17 protein-coding genes are annotated in these 12,985 nt (G+C 53.0%); 3 read left to right on the forward strand and 14 right to left on the reverse strand.

Annotated elements, in window-relative coordinates; translation table 11 throughout:
- Positions 1–13: 13 nt before the first annotated feature.
- The 8 genes from ACORQT_RS25170 to ACORQT_RS25205 form a co-directional block, all read right to left on the reverse strand.
- Positions 14–400 carry a hypothetical protein gene (locus ACORQT_RS25170; RefSeq protein ID WP_197751388.1) on the reverse strand — a complete coding sequence of 129 codons (387 nt, stop codon included), beginning with the start codon at positions 398–400 and terminating at the stop codon, positions 14–16.
- On the reverse strand, positions 397–660 hold the full coding sequence (locus ACORQT_RS25175; RefSeq protein ID WP_197751389.1) for a hypothetical protein: 264 nt from the start codon (positions 658–660) through the stop codon (positions 397–399). The genes ACORQT_RS25170 and ACORQT_RS25175 overlap by 4 nt, the downstream gene beginning before the upstream one ends.
- Before the next feature lie 4 nt (positions 661–664).
- Positions 665–2,065 carry an F-type conjugal transfer pilus assembly protein TraB gene (gene traB / locus ACORQT_RS25180; RefSeq protein WP_444859446.1) on the reverse strand — a complete coding sequence of 467 codons (1,401 nt, stop codon included), beginning with the start codon at positions 2,063–2,065 and terminating at the stop codon, positions 665–667.
- Positions 2,065–2,793, reverse strand: a complete 729-nt coding sequence (traK, locus tag ACORQT_RS25185) for a type-F conjugative transfer system secretin TraK (protein WP_197751391.1) — start codon at positions 2,791–2,793, stop codon at positions 2,065–2,067. Before traK ends, traB begins: the two co-directional genes overlap by 1 nt.
- Positions 2,783–3,346: a type IV conjugative transfer system protein TraE gene (traE, locus tag ACORQT_RS25190; RefSeq protein WP_147882578.1), complete on the reverse strand. Its 564-nt coding sequence runs from the start codon at positions 3,344–3,346 to the stop codon at positions 2,783–2,785. The genes traK and traE overlap by 11 nt, the downstream gene beginning before the upstream one ends.
- 10 nt (positions 3,347–3,356) lie before the next feature.
- Positions 3,357–3,662: a type IV conjugative transfer system protein TraL gene (gene traL, locus ACORQT_RS25195; RefSeq protein WP_286653221.1), complete on the reverse strand. Its 306-nt coding sequence runs from the start codon at positions 3,660–3,662 to the stop codon at positions 3,357–3,359.
- An 11-nt stretch (positions 3,663–3,673) separates the two neighbouring features.
- Positions 3,674–4,036 (reverse strand): type IV conjugative transfer system pilin TraA, encoded by a 363-nt coding sequence (traA, locus tag ACORQT_RS25200; protein ID WP_444859447.1) that lies wholly within the window; start codon positions 4,034–4,036, stop codon positions 3,674–3,676.
- A gap of 113 nt (positions 4,037–4,149) precedes the next feature.
- Positions 4,150–4,347 (reverse strand): TraY domain-containing protein, encoded by a 198-nt coding sequence (locus tag ACORQT_RS25205; RefSeq protein WP_094141473.1) that lies wholly within the window; start codon positions 4,345–4,347, stop codon positions 4,150–4,152.
- Positions 4,348–4,523: 176 nt separating this feature from the next.
- On the opposite strand from ACORQT_RS25205, the gene ACORQT_RS25210 reads away from it, so the two are divergent.
- The gene (locus ACORQT_RS25210) at positions 4,524–5,108 is read left to right on the forward strand and encodes a helix-turn-helix domain-containing protein (RefSeq protein ID WP_094141474.1); all 585 of its coding nucleotides are present in this window, start codon (positions 4,524–4,526) and stop codon (positions 5,106–5,108) included.
- The gene (locus ACORQT_RS25215; protein WP_342183963.1) at positions 5,099–5,935 is read left to right on the forward strand and encodes a queuosine precursor transporter; all 837 of its coding nucleotides are present in this window, start codon (positions 5,099–5,101) and stop codon (positions 5,933–5,935) included. Before ACORQT_RS25210 ends, ACORQT_RS25215 begins: the two co-directional genes overlap by 10 nt.
- Positions 5,936–6,004: 69 nt before the next feature.
- Here ACORQT_RS25215 and traM read toward each other — a convergent pair whose 3' ends face one another.
- Positions 6,005–6,385, reverse strand: a complete 381-nt coding sequence (traM, locus tag ACORQT_RS25220) for a conjugal transfer relaxosome DNA-binding protein TraM (RefSeq protein WP_342183962.1) — start codon at positions 6,383–6,385, stop codon at positions 6,005–6,007.
- A gap of 417 nt (positions 6,386–6,802) precedes the next feature.
- Here traM and ACORQT_RS25225 point away from each other — a divergent pair, with 417 nt between their 5' ends.
- Positions 6,803–7,273, forward strand: coding sequence for a transglycosylase SLT domain-containing protein (locus ACORQT_RS25225; protein WP_197751397.1), 471 nt, complete (start codon positions 6,803–6,805; stop codon positions 7,271–7,273).
- A gap of 679 nt (positions 7,274–7,952) precedes the next feature.
- Here ACORQT_RS25225 and ACORQT_RS25230 read toward each other — a convergent pair.
- From ACORQT_RS25230 to ACORQT_RS25250, 5 genes are all read right to left on the reverse strand, one after another.
- A complete protein-coding gene (locus tag ACORQT_RS25230) occupies positions 7,953–8,780 on the reverse strand; it encodes a DUF932 domain-containing protein (protein ID WP_197751398.1) in 828 nt (275 codons plus the stop codon).
- Positions 8,781–8,838: 58 nt separating this feature from the next.
- Positions 8,839–9,210 carry a dehydrogenase gene (locus ACORQT_RS25235; RefSeq protein ID WP_444859448.1) on the reverse strand — a complete coding sequence of 124 codons (372 nt, stop codon included), beginning with the start codon at positions 9,208–9,210 and terminating at the stop codon, positions 8,839–8,841.
- A gap of 584 nt (positions 9,211–9,794) precedes the next feature.
- A complete protein-coding gene (locus ACORQT_RS25240) occupies positions 9,795–10,397 on the reverse strand; it encodes a plasmid SOS inhibition protein A (RefSeq protein WP_197751400.1) in 603 nt (200 codons plus the stop codon).
- Complete coding sequence (psiB, locus tag ACORQT_RS25245; RefSeq protein ID WP_206195975.1) at positions 10,394–10,834, reverse strand: conjugation system SOS inhibitor PsiB; 441 nt, start codon at positions 10,832–10,834, stop codon at positions 10,394–10,396. The genes ACORQT_RS25240 and psiB overlap by 4 nt, the downstream gene beginning before the upstream one ends.
- 42 nt (positions 10,835–10,876) lie before the next feature.
- Entirely contained in the window at positions 10,877–12,931 is a 2,055-nt protein-coding gene (locus tag ACORQT_RS25250; RefSeq protein WP_444859449.1) for a ParB/RepB/Spo0J family partition protein, read from the reverse strand.
- Between the last annotated feature and the right edge of the window lie 54 nt (positions 12,932–12,985).

The following is a 12,985-nucleotide window of genomic DNA, read 5'->3' on the forward strand; positions in this document are numbered from 1 at the left end:
TCATTGAGTCTCCTTAAGACATTTGCACGAGAAAAGCTGCCAACGGCAACATCGGCACCGTCGCTAACCCAACCACCGAAATCGCATCCGACAACAGCGACATATCAAATCTCCCGTGAATAAAAGCGTCACTGACGACGAACGCGGTCGAGATGCCTACTGCCGCAGCCAGGAAACCCAGCAGTACGTAAACGGCGAATTTTTTCTCGGCGGTTTTAATGAAAAGAATCACGGAGACCACCGCCGACCCCGCACACCAGAGAATGTCACGCCGAAAACCGGCCCACTTGTCGGCATCGGTCAGCAGGTGCTCAATGCGCCACATATCGAGCGCCAGCCAGCCGCCCCACCAGGCCAGCAATAAAAAGACATATAGCCCTGTCATTTTTCGTTCAGTCATGATTTGGCCTCATCCTCAGAAGGCGGTGTCGGTGCAATAGAAATGCCCTGCCGCACGGCATCCGCACTGTATTCCGGCGAAATACAAATACCCTGCCGTACAGCATCTGGACTGTATTCACCCACGATGAACTGCAGCGGTCCCGTTTTCCCCGCGCCGCTTTGGCCACAGACGATGATGTTCCCCACTCGAGCGAAATCGCTGCCAGTAAAGGGAAAGTCATCGAAATGCCGGATAGTATGTTTGTCGTTGTTATTCATGGTGTTACCGCTCTCCTATTGTTGATGTGCCGAGACCGAACTGAGCCGGATCAAGCTTGCCGAGGTGGTTCAGCATCTGATCGGTGTTGAACCCGTTCAGGCTCTGCCCGGATTTGGACTGATCGCTCCCTTCGGTCTGCCCCTGCTGACGGCTCTCTTTTTCCGCCGCAACTTCCTCGATAGTTTTCATCTGGAAGCCTTCCTGGAACACCACCGTGACTTCGTTACCGGCGCCGATCGGAATTACCGGGTGATACTGCTCCGCCCGCTTGATGTAGTAGTCGCTGAGCGTCGAGGCGGCTTTGCTGGCCCCCCCTCCGATGGCCGATTTGGCAATATCGCCGGCGCCCATGCTGGCCGTTGCCCCAAGACCAACGGTCGGCTGCGCCGCCCGGCCGGCACCCTCACCCAACCCATCAAGGAACCCGGCGCCCCAGGCAAAACCGAGGATCTTGCCGTTGCGCATCACCACCTCGCCCTTGACGCCGTTCTTGCCCATAAAGGAAACGTGGCCGTCGATGTCCTGATCGATAATGTCGTCACCGCGAATGCAGCTGATTTTGCGGGTGCGCACGATGGCACGTTCGCTGGAGACGTCGCCGTAGGCCTCCATGCTGATAAAACAGCCGGTCGCGTCATAGGTCTTGCTGTTCGGCATCTCGATCCGGCCGATCAACCGCACCTGCATCGGCACCGTGGCCATGTTCCCGGTCACCGAGGCGTTGGCATCCGCCCCCTCAATCAGGATGGATTTGGCGAAACTACCGGTTGGGATATAGGGGTACTTCTTTTTCCTGGGGCCGGTCTCCGGCGGCACCAGTGACTTGCGATAGAGACGGCCAGGCACCGGGATAGGCTTGTAGTCAACACTCGGTGGCGGTGTGACGCCTTTGCCCGGATAGAACGCCGTCGGCGGCGGAACCGCGCCGCCCGGTGCCGGCGGGAACTGTGTCGGCATAGGTTCGCCCTCGGGCGTCACGCCGTTAACCAGCGGCGGTAAGGAGGCGGCGGAACCGGGGGCCGGGTTCCCTGGTGTTGCTTGACTCCCCGGTCCGCCAAACTGTTTAAGCTTGTTGTTTTCGTCTTCCAGCACCTGCATGCGCTTCTGATCTTCCAGACGCGATTTGTTCAGCAGGTCGATTTCCTGACGCAGGGCGGTAAACTGCTTGTTGATCTCGGCCTGCGCGGCCTGCGTCTGGGTGATGGCATGTTGCTGCACGCGATCGTCAAAGGTATTGTCGACCACCCCGGTCAGGTCGGGAGCCGGTTCGGCAAGTTGCTGTGTCTCCAGCTCCGCATCCTGCGAGAAGTAGTAACCGCCGCCGATGGCCGCGGCGACCGCCAGCGCGACCGCGCCCAGCCAGAGATATTGCTTGCGCTTGACCAGCACATTGATGTTCGCCATCAGCGGCCTCCCTCGGACAAGGTGATCCACACGCTCATGCGACCGCCGCCGATAATCTGCCGGGTAGGCGTATCGAACATCACCGCCCGCACACCCCGTTGCCAAAAATCGTGTTCGTTGACCCACTGACTGGCGCTGCCGGGATTGCTGACCTCAAAGCGAACCACCTTCAGGTGATGCCCTGTCCAGACCTGCTGCGCCTGCGCACGCAAACCGTAAGGCGCGGCCAGCGCTTCCCGCGTGACCGGCATCTGCCCATAGCCGGCCGGCAACCGGCCCTCCATCAATGACTTGTTTAGAGAGACCAGCATGGACTCGTAGGGCTGCCCCTCTTCCCAGCCTTTGGCAGCGACAGAAACGCCCTGGCTTTCCCCCACCAGTGAGAACGTGCGACCGATACCGGCACGCGGCACGGCGCGAATGGAATAGTTCATACCTCGCTCGGTTTCGATCACAAAACTGAACGGCTTTTTATTGAGCGTGCTCAGCACCAGCCCCCCGTTGGCCGTCGGCTCGTAATTCACCAGACTTTCATCCACGCCGCTGACGAACGTCACGCGATCGCCAGGGACGTTGAACAGGTTGGGCTCGCTGTTGCTGAGTGAAACATGCGCCTGACTGCCGTTCTGCAGTGGGATAGTGACCGGCGCATCCACCGTGCCGGCCTGGGCGCCGAAGCAGGCCGTCAGAGCGACAACCATCAGCGCATAGCGACGTTTAGTTTTCATCGTTTACCTCGACGAACTTGGCCAGCCAGGTCACACCCTCGCTGCGATCGATATAAAGGGAGTAATGCTTGAGGGCTTTTTCCGGGGCGCTGTCACCGATCCAGGTACGCAGCTCACCGCGAATATCAACACGCCCCTGGGCAGGGTAGACTTTCACGCTGGTCTGGAAGAAAGCCGCATTGACGTTGCTGGCTCGGATACGGTTGGCTTCTTCGGCCAGGACGATTTTGAGAGCGTTTTGCGCCGCCGGCTTGACCATCATGAGCAGGGTGGAATGTGAGGCGTTGACCGTCTCAGGGGTCACATTGAGACGCAACGCGACAAAGGAGAGCGCCATTTGCTCGAGATACGATGCATCAGCGCTGTTTTGCGAGACGCCAAACGGCGCCTTGAACAACATGGGGACTGCCACCACCTGTTTCTCGTTCTGCAGGCGATAGTTGTTGATAGCCATGATAATAACGGCCACCGTCAGCGCAGCAATCAACAGCGCCATGACAATAAAGCCGATGGCAATAATACGATTTGAGTTGAGACGTGCTGAGTGTTCCATTATCGCCTGCCTATTTTATCCATTTCCGAAAACACGATTCAGGGACCACCTTGTAGACGCCTTTGCCGAGCGAGGTCGGTAAATACCAATATGCAAGGTCACGCAGCCAGCTACTGCCCTTCCCTTTTTTGGCTCTGTGAATGGCCCAGAACACCAGTGCCGCCAAAATAATCCCCGTGATATATTTCTGCTGCCAGATAAACCAGCCGCCAGTAATAGCCACGGGGATTAATTCATCAAGACAAAACCCAAACCAGCGGTCTTGTGTTCTCAGTGTTTTCGGGAAACGGTATTTATTCAGATCGTTTCCCGACATACCGCCCCCGATTAATACCCGGCGACTTTCATCCCCACCGCGATCAGGACAGAGACTACGATGAAGCCGGAGAGGTATTTGAGGTTCTTGGTGGCCATATACATCACGGCACCAACCAGCACTTCGACCAGGACGATCCATTTGACCATGGTGGAGCCGGAGCCTGCCGTTGCCTTCACATCGGCATCGCCGGATTGCAGCATGTCCTTACCGCCGGCGGCGAGAGCCACTTCCGGGAAGAACGAAGCCAGTACGGCAAACGGCAGGATCGCCTTGAGGAAATTCACGACGCGTTGCCGAGAAAACAGCTTACGAAGTGAAAATCCCTGACGTTGGGCAACAGAAGACCCCTGAGCGCTTAATAAAGCATTCATTTAAATTTTCCTTATGTATAAGTTAGTTAATGTGAAATCATCTCTAGAAATCACACAATTTGATTGATTTTGGTATTCCTTAGATAGACCTCCTCTCTTTATGGTTTAACAAGTTAAAATTTGAATATCTTTCCAGCCGCGGCTATGTCTTGTACTTGCTGTAAGTGATCTGTCAGACGAAGAAGGGCCTCCTGACGCTTGGTTCTCCCAGAGCGTTTAGCTGAAAGAGTAAGCAGTTCGTTAACCTCTTCCCCTAGTTGAAGTGAGAGTGTCACTCCAATCACAGTGTTGTCTATTTTAGATTTCTTCATATGAATCCATCAGTTACAAACCAAACCGGAGTGTTTGAATGATAAGATATGCCGCTGACAAAAGTTTCCTTTTAGTTCTTTTCTGGGATTTTATCATCAAATCATCTCATATGAAGTTATTTTTAGTTCTTTTTGTATGTGTATGATTTCCTTTTATATAAACACCGGGAATCATAATGGCTAATTCCATACAAGACAGATTAAACGAAGCGCTGGTAGCAAGGGGGATGACTCCGGCTGAGCTGGCTCGTGCTGTCGGAGTAAGCAATGGTTACATATCAAAACTGCTATCTGGTTATATTTCGCAACCCAAAAAGAATCTATCAGCTATATGTACTGCCCTGAGAATTAACGAAAGATGGCTTTTAACCGGAAAAGGGGAGGTAGAAGTCGATGGTAATGACATCGTCACTTATCCCCTTTTACCTGTTTACGAAACTTTTAACTCAGAGAAAAAAGATGAGTTATATAGCATTCCATGCTTAATCGAAAATAAAAAGAATAATTTAAAAGCATACAGAGTTAGGAAAACAGACATTTTCAACGCAGAACTAAATGTTGTCGTTGACAAGAATGGAGATGGTTCAGGGTTGTTTTTAATTACACATGAAGGAAAGGCTTTAATATCTACACGATTTGATTACGTAGCTAAGTCTGAGTGGATTCATAACACTAACAAAGAAATAAATAATTGCAACTTCACTGTACTAGGGAAAGTCGTTCAATTAACATCAATAGACGAGGATGACATATGGACGTGAGGTTTATTTTGGTTGGGATAGCAAACAACAAGATTTCCTACAAGATAAGAGATGGAGGGGCAGTATTTTCCGATAACGTAGACTCAATCCTACATAAAAATCTAGTAGACTTCTTCAGTGAAGAGGACAAGAGCAAGATACTAGCGTCATATGGGATATCAGATGCTCCAGTATTCCTTACTAAAGGAGAGTCTATATTTACTATACTATTAACACTATTCATAACTTGCTTATTTGTCGCGATCCCTCTATCTCAAACAAAAGTAGCGATATTATCATACATTCAACCGGGCGGAATAATAATCTTCCCTATTACATTCGTTTTTCTTGATTCAATTAATGAGATATTTGGAAGGAAAAAGGGAAAATTAGCTATTATCACGGCCTCTGTATCGCTAGCTATTGCATCGATTTTTATATTTTTCAGTTTGAAATTAAAAGGAGTTGAAACAGCAAGTCACGCCAATTTTATCGCAGTGTATACTAACCTACCAAGGTTACTTTTGATAAACTCAATATGTGTGCTGTTAGCAGACAACTTCAACAACATTATTTATAACAACCTAAAAGCTCATTTAAGAGGGAGCTACTTATTATTTAGATGTTTTATATCAACAATTATAGGTCAGCTAGTTTATTCTATTGTATGGATCTTGGCTTTTTACCATGAGAGGCTAGAATGGAACGAAAAAATTACATACATTTTAAATAACTATGAATTCAAGGTTATTTTCAGTTTGCTCATTTGCGCCCCACTCACTTTATTTACAGTTTGGTTAGCCAAAACATATATATATGGAGCTAAAAGAAAGCTTGTGGTACATTGATAAAACTGGCCTGCATGGTAAGTTTTCATGTAGGCCATATACATCAAAACTACATTTAATAACAAACAATCATTCAGTATTGATAAAAAATCTACCTAGTTCTTTTTCAGTTGTATCTTTTATTTCTGATATTATTTTTTGATAATTATTAAGCTTCGGTTTATCTGATATATATGGGGCCAATGTACTTACACCAAGAACCTTTGCCATGGCCAACTGAGTTTTTAAAACATTCTCAAGCAGGACTCTGTTAAACTCCGTTTGATTAAAGGGATCATCTTTTCTTTCCATCTGTGCCTCATAGACTCTGAGACCGAGTTCCAGAAGCATAGAAATAACACTAGATGTACTTACTTCAGTTTCAGCAGCCCCTTCTTGACGGCGCTGTTCAACAATCGCGTGAATCTTTTCAACAGCCTCCTTGCTGACATATGCTTGAATTCTGGCCATATAGCTATCACCCTATGATATTATCAACTTACAGCTAAACTGTATGTATTGTGAATAGACATAAACGTATCAGATCCGACTCTAATTGCGAGTCCAATATAATTTGAAAAGTAAAAATACACAACCCGCCTTTAGAGGCGAGTCTTCATATCAATATGAAATTTAAGAATAACTCTATATAGAGTTGCGTATAAACTCGATAGGCGACTCTAATGGGAGTCCTTAACGACTCTAATTCTTTCAACAGGTGAATCACATCAATAATTATGATTTACATCACCATAATTTAAATGGAAAAATCTGCAAAATACAATTTTGCGTGGGGTGTGATGAAGTTACCACAAAGAGCGCGAATTTGTTGACTCGAGATCCCGAAAAGGCTAGATTTTCACCAGGACTAGGGGTTTTAAGGATACCATGAAGAACATCATCGCAGCGTTAATGCTATTCAGTTCAACGGTCGCAATGGCTGATTGTTTTGACATGGCGGGTCGGGATTATCACATTGACCCGGATCTACTACGTGCTATTTCATGGAACGAGTCGCATTTTAATCCCGTTGCTATCGGCAAAAATCCTACAACAGGGTACGGCGTGGGGTTAATGCAAATTGACTCCCAGCATTTTGACTCGCTTTCGCTGATAGGGGTTTCTGAACGGCACCTGAAGCAAGATCCGTGCATGAATATCTATACTGGTGCTTATTATCTCGCGATTGCCTTTAAAAAGTGGGGAGCAACTTGGCAGGCTGTTGGCGCGTATAATGCAGGTTTCAAACACTCACCAAAGCAAGCGAAACGACGTTACAAGTATGCGAACGACATAGAGAAAACCTACCGGGCGATAAAAGCCAGCAAGCAGCAATCCCTCCTCGTTCAAAACCCGTAGTTTATCCACATATGCACATAAGGCAAAGCCAGTGAAGTTTCCCATCACCCTAATGGGAAACGAACGGGAGCGGTTATTTCACCGGGGCAAGGTGAAATAACGTCTATTGTGTAGATGTGGGTAAGCGGATCGCAGAGTTAACGGCCCCCCAAAAAACGATCGCGTTTTTTGGGGCTAATCGGGGCGCCCCTTTGGGGCAGCGGGAGCGGGAAATATATTTCCCGCTGGGCGGGCGGGGAGAATAAGAGACGCCCCCTCGATGGGGACGGCTCTTATCAGCGCGCTACCACTCAAAAACGTCGTGGCCGGGGAGAATGAGCGCATCACAATCAAAATGGATGTAACCTATGCGGTGATATTTAACCTGGTGAATTTAAAAGCGCCTCAGTGCCTTTGACGCCCCTTGCGACTTTAATACGCGCAGCCGCCGGCGATCATCCGTCAGCACCAGAATATAACCGTCCCTAATGTTAACCCCTAGGAACTAAAAGCCGCCTGCCCTGCCATTGTCGCTAACAGCCGTTTATCCGCCGATGTAAAATGTGCCGTACTGCATACCCGTAAATTTTCCGTTGCATCTTTCACCCCGTTATTTCATACTGTCCGCGTTGTATTAACTGTACGTTCTGTAGCAGTGTTCGGCCCCGGTATTGATGGGCGTCATTACCGGGGCACCCTGTTACTTCATTCGGTTTTTGAATTCATCCGCAATCAGCCATAACGCACGGTTCAGTTTAATGTCGCCATCGATACCGTTGACCGCCCGAGTACGGGTATTTTTCCCGGTCGCGTTTTTACCCGGTAATCCGCCCTTAATCATATTTTCCTGAACGCGCTGGAATGTCGTCCACAAGTCATTGCCGTAATCTTCTCGGCGCCGCGGGCGCAAAACTTGCGACGGCGTGATCGGGGATTTATCTTCATACTCGTAGCGATAACTTAACGCCGCCCGCGCAAACAATTCCTGATCGCGTTCGGTCAGTGAAATGCATTTCATAGTATCGAGATCCTTATCGACACGGTCAAATATGCCGAGCACTTCATACGCGCCCTCAATCACCTGCCCGACTACGTCGCCTTTATGTGGTACACGAACATCACCGAACGATTGACCAAATACCATTCCGTTGGCACAGACATAGCGGAACATGCCGGGGATCATTTGGTAACTGCTGCTCCCGTCGTGGCTGTTCAATAATACAATTTCGGGCACTTCCTTATTGCCGGAGACAATCATATTTTCCCGACGCAACCGCAGCATGTGTTTGGTATGGCCGCGTTTGCTTTCATCCCGAACGCGCGTCTGGCAGGCATAAAACGGCTGAAAACCTTCCTCACGTAATTTATCCAGCAGCGTAATGGTGGGGATGTAGGTATAGCGGTCACTGCGTGAATCGTGTTTATCTTCTGAAAACACGCTCGGCACCACGTTCATTAATTCGTCGTTGGTTAACGGGCGGTCTTTACGAATGGCGTTATAACGGCCAAAACGGGAAGTCAGACGCATGATATTCTCCTTTCTCTTTCAGTAATGCCGGGTAAATGTTTTTTAGACCGGCGATGAATTAACGGTATGAGTGATTAATAGCCAGCTGAAGGTGCAGCCGATAACGCGCATGTTCCCAGGCAACGACGCCGGTCTCGCCAAAATACGCACCGGCCAAACGCTGCGCCTTAATCCAATGTTGCGCGACGGCATACGCAATTTTCGGTTTATCGGACGGCGAGTTATCGACGCCGTTAAACCCCACCCGATCCGTCATCGTGTTAAAAACTTCATACAGCGATTGCGCAAGTTCGTCAGAAGACAAATACACGCCGTGCAATTCCTCCATTAATTCCAGTTGACGGATCATGATGTTTTCCGCGTCGGGGTATTTTCCCTCCCATCGTTTGGAAGATTCTCTGGTGGCGGTGTTGACGTTTTGCGTATTCATCCTGTTCTTGCTCCTCTCTGGTGGTTATTTCATCGTTCGGTGAGTTCCCTGGCGGCAAAGGGCGACGGAGCATCGGCGTAAGGAGACAGGCAAGGGGCGAGACGAAAAGTTTTTACCTGGAAAAAGTTTTCGGTGAAGTGCATTTCACCCCTTGCGGGGCGACGCGACGGTGCTACGAACAGCCCTCCGCCGGGGAACAGCCGTCCGATGACTCACCGGAAACACAGCGAGGAGGAATACGGCCGACACGGCGACAAGCCGGGGCGTCTTTAGCGCTCCTCGCCAGGGCGAGGAACAGTGGGAAGCAGCGCCGGCTGCAAGCGTGCCTTTCGCGTCAGCGATGGACGCCCGCAGGGTGGCGACGGCTCGCTGGCGCCATGCGCAGCACGACAGCGCGCCCGGACGCCCAGCGCCGCATCGTTTCGCCAGGCAAATCGTTCAGAAGCAGCACATCCATGCCCGACCGTCACCGCGGCTCTATCAACAGGAGTCCTCTCCCCTGCCGAAAGAAGAGACAGACCTGGCACAGGAATGAGAGAGCAACAAGCCGCAGTGGCGAAGCCACTGCGGCTTGTTGTCCGGGGTTAGCGGCCTACCAGGTGAGTCGGCCGCCGCACCGCGTTATCGATATGCGCTTCAGCAGATAACTCAGCACTGATCAGACTGACCTGAAGACGCGCCATCCAGAGGTAACTATCCAGTTCGGCTAGACAGGGAAACCGCGCCGTCCACGCCTGCGCCAGCGGCACCTGGTAACGTCGCCGCTTGTGCCGCCGGAGTGTGGCATCGATGCACGCCTGACGGGTGTGTTTCATCGTCAGCCGGTGTTCGAATCGCTGATTGCGGCAGCGGTTCACTTCCGGGAACAGCGTGTCACGGGTATCGCCCGGCAACGGGGAATAACAGTGCTCGCCACCGCTGGCAATCAGCGTTTCGAGTGCGTCAATATAGTTTTCCTTGCGCGTGGCGCGGCGACAATCGCCGGGCCGGTAAGTCACGTCTATCATGCGGATGTCCTTGGCTGAAAGGGTGGGCAGCCCGGTTAACTGGCGGAAAAACGCCGTGGCATACGGGGAGGCGGACAACCGCCTGCCAGCTTCACTGCGGGCTTCGACCTGTGCGATGACTTGCCAGACGGCCCGCCGGTACGGGTGCCACGGCACCAGAGCAAGATGGTTTGGGATCACAGGCAATGCCCTCCCATCCGCAGCGCGACCGCCAGCTTTTCCGGTCGCCAGAACCCCAGCCGGTAATAGCCCGCCACGGTATGCAGCACCCGGTTGACCGTGGCCGGGGTATAATGCTCATCCAAGTACAGCCACGCCAGCGACTGACCACCGTCGAACGGCAGCGTCATTGACCAGTTCGGCACCTCCGCGCCCGCACTGCATAAATAGAGCGCAGTCGCCTCATTCCCTGCCGGGCTTATCCGGCACACCACAGGCACGCGCCCACAGAACTCGCAGCCCTCTTCCGCCACCACATGCCAGCCTTCCGGCACCGCCAGCTGACCCAACACCCCGCAGTTGAGCATCACCCGGTACTCCCTGCCCCGATCGCGGTACTGCTCCAGTTCATCGGCGCTCATCGCCGTCAGTGTTTCCAGATTGAATGCATTTTTCATCGGTGTTTTCTGCCGCCCCTCAGGGCGGCAGCTCCCTGTCGGTTAGGCGGCGGCGCTGTTGTCAGCACCCAGTGAATCGGTGGTGTCATCAGCTACCGGCAGCAGGCACTCCGGCACCCAGCCGCTGGCGGTCAGTGCATCCTCGGCCAGCTGCGCGGCGTCGCCCTTCTTCATCTTGAGCACCGAGGCCGCCTGCGCCACCTTCCCGGCATCAACCAGTGCATCGCTCATCAGTTCCTTGCTGATGCGCCCGAAGTAATTGGCCTTGGTCGGTTGCCACCAGTCGCGCAGAGTGAAATCCAGTGCGTGCTCGAGCGGTGTCAGGGCATCGCCGACTTTGCCATCCTTCGCAGGCCACAGTTGCACGGCATCGAGCGACAGGCCGACGCAGTACACCAGCAGCGCCACGACCTCGGCCTGTTCCCACGTCAGCAACCATGAGAAATCGGTATTCCACTCCGACGGCAATTTGGCTTCCCACTGCGCGTGCAGCTCGGCCAGTTGGCGATCGGCACGGCTGCCTTCCGCCGTCGGGGCTTTGGTCAGCAGCTCCACGCGTTTGGGCGTCAGGTCGGTTTTGAGCAGCGATCCAGCGTAGCGCGAACCGAACACCTTCACGGCCAGCGTGTGGGTGTGCAGCGCCAGCGCCACAGCAGGGTTCTCGACCAGCGCCCCCATCACCGCCAGCGTGCGTTCCGCCGACAAACTGGTGATTAGCGCCGACGACAGCCCTTTCTCCTTGGTTTTCGGTGCCGCCGTTTCGGTGGTAACCGTACCCTCGCCGTTGTTATCCCCGGTTTTCTCGGTTGCTTCGCTAGCTCGCAACACGATCCCGCGCTGGTAAACCACCTCCCCGTCACACAGGGACGCCACCACCCCGCTGCTGCTGCGCATCGGCTGCTGCCATGCGCGGACGATAGCCCGTGCGGTCAACCGCGCAATATCGGCTTCGACAGCATCGCTCTCGACGTTCAGTGCGTGAGTATCGGTATCGGCATCCGCCGCCTCGAACGCCGCTTCCAGATCGGCTAACCGTGCTTTCAGCCGGGCGATCTCGGCCTGTTCGTCAGCGGTAAATTCCGGCTGTGGTTCGGCCAGCTCGCGGTAAATCTCCGCATCCTCACCCCACGTTTTAATGGCCGAAATGTGCCCCTCCGCCCAGCTCCAGCCCTCGTCCTCGGCCACCTGCTGCGCCAGCGCGTGCAATTTTTCACGGGCAAGGCGCTCCAGCATCGCCGGTTCGGTCAAAAAGCCCTCGTCGGTAAACAGGTCGAATTTGAAGGTGCCGCCCGCGGCCTCGTAGGCCTCGCGCCCGACGAACGTCAGCTGGTTGTTGTCTCTGGCTGAAACTTCGCCTTTCAGCACCGCCTCGCGCAGGTGCTGCGGCGCAGCCGCCCAGCCGTGCGCGTTGTTCCAGACGTCGCACTGACGTTGATGATCTTCGGTGGCCGACAACGCCTGCAGCTGGTCGAGGGTGATCTGGTCGTCGGCCAGCGCATCGAGCAGCACCGGCGCCATTGTTGCCAGACGCAGGCAGCGTTGAACGTGGCGCGTGCTGAACCCCAGCAAATCGCCAATCTGTGCCGGTGTCTGCCCGTCTGCCGACAAATCGCGGAACGCCGTAACCTGATCGGCAGGGTGCATCTGCTCGCGCTGGCTGTTCTCCATCATCGACACCACGCGCGCCATAGCCCGGCTGACGACCAGCACCTCGACCGGGTAATCGTCGGTCACGATACCATCCGGGGTAGTCTTATCCGCGTCTTTCTCCTGTTCCATCAACCAACGCAGCGCCAGCGTGCGGCGCTCACCTGCGGCGACGCCGTAGCGGCCATCTTCCATCTCGAACACGACCAGATTCATCAGCAGACCGGCCGAACGGATGGAAGCGCCCAGCCCCTCGATCGACGCCTGCGAGGATTTTTTCTTGCGCACGTTCAGGTCGGTCAACACCAGCAGGCCGAGCGTGGCAGTTTTACGCACGGCCTTGGCCAGCGCCGCCTCGATTTTTTCCGCGAGGGCGTTTTTCTTGGTGGTAGATTTGGCCGGACGGGTTGTCTTGCCCTTGGTTGGTGCTTTAGACTCAGTCATAGACATGGTGTATCTCCGTTGATTATTGCCTGTTTAGCCAGCGACAGAAGTGGACGCTTC

Origin of the sequence: Serratia sp. (in: enterobacteria) (assembly GCF_052400455.1) — a bacterium.
Taxonomy (GTDB): Bacteria; Pseudomonadota; Gammaproteobacteria; order Enterobacterales; family Enterobacteriaceae; genus Serratia; species Serratia ureilytica.